At 74.8% G+C, this 1,130-nt stretch carries 1 protein-coding gene; it reads right to left on the bottom strand.

The features are described 5' to 3' along the window. Positions 1–148 precede the first annotated feature (148 nt). On the bottom strand, positions 149–1,130 hold a 982-nt coding region (locus G7Y49_RS11985), incomplete at its 5' end, for a BTAD domain-containing putative transcriptional regulator (protein WP_304518566.1).

The raw sequence follows: 1,130 nt of genomic DNA, 5'->3' as shown, positions 1-1,130 counted from the left end.
AAGCGGGCAGCGGGCGGATGCGGGGCGCCGGCGGGCGGGCGCGGGGGCGGGCGACAAGCGAGCGCGGGGCGCGGGGTGGGCGGGCGGACGCGTGCGTCAAGCGAGCGCGGGCGCGGACGGACGCGGGGCGCAAGTGGCGCGTGCGGACCTACGCGAGCGGCTCCTCCGTTTCGATGATGGAGCGGTAGAGCTCGACGGTCTTCGCGGAAGGGTCGATCCCCAGCTCGTCGGAGAGGAAGCGGCGGCAGGCGAAGTACGTCTCGATCGCGGAGGCGCGCTGGTCGGCGGCCACCTGCGCCTCCATGAGCGCCAGGTAGGCGTCCTCCCGCGCGGCGTCGCGGCGCAGCGCCTCGCGCGCGAACCACACCGACCCGCGCGCCTCGCCGCGCTGCGCGAGCCTGATCGACGTCGCGATCAGCCCGTCGATGAGCTGAACGCGGTAGCGGTCGCGCATCGAGGCGATGATCTCGTTGTCCTCCTCCCCCGGCATGAGGTCGTCGGCGTACTCGTCGCACACCCGCGCGTAGAGCTCCTCCCACCCCTCGGACTCCGGCGCGCCGAACAGAAGCGTGCGCGAGAGCGCCTCGAAGGCGGCCACATCGCTCGTCACGAGCCGCGGGTCGAGCCGGCACCCGTTCTGGCTGCGGATGAGGTACGGGCAGTGCGCCCCCACGCGCAGCGCGCGGTTGAGCTTCGACCAGATGCTGTAGAAGTTCTTGCGCGCCGACTCCGGCGTGGCAGCCGGCCACATCAGCGCCGCCAAGCGGTCGCGCGCGACCTCGCGGCCGCGGTTGAGCACGAGCATGGCGAGCAGCGTCTTCGTCTTGACGCGGCTGAAGGCGCGCGGGTCGACCGGCTCGTCGCCGATGCGCGCCTCGAAGCCGCCGAACAGGCGCACGAACAGGGTGGGCACGGCCGTGCGCGCCGTTATCGCGTAGGCGGCCGACGCGTCGTGCGGGCGGAATGGGTCGGGGTGCGCGAGCTGGAACTCCCGCCGCTCGCCGCGGCGCGCGTCCTGGGAGCGCCGGTAGCGCTCGCGCTGCGCGACGAGCTCCACCTCGGCGCGCCGCAGCGCCGCCTCTGCCGCAGGCGCGGGGGCGTAGGCGGCGAGGCGGCCGTCGCGCGCCACC

This window comes from Adlercreutzia sp. ZJ242, from assembly GCF_011038995.1.
In the GTDB taxonomy this organism is placed as follows: Bacteria; Actinomycetota; Coriobacteriia; order Coriobacteriales; family Eggerthellaceae; genus CAAEEV01.
The sequence above is the reverse complement of the archived record's forward strand: the minus strand, read 5'-3'. Positions and strand labels throughout refer to the sequence as shown.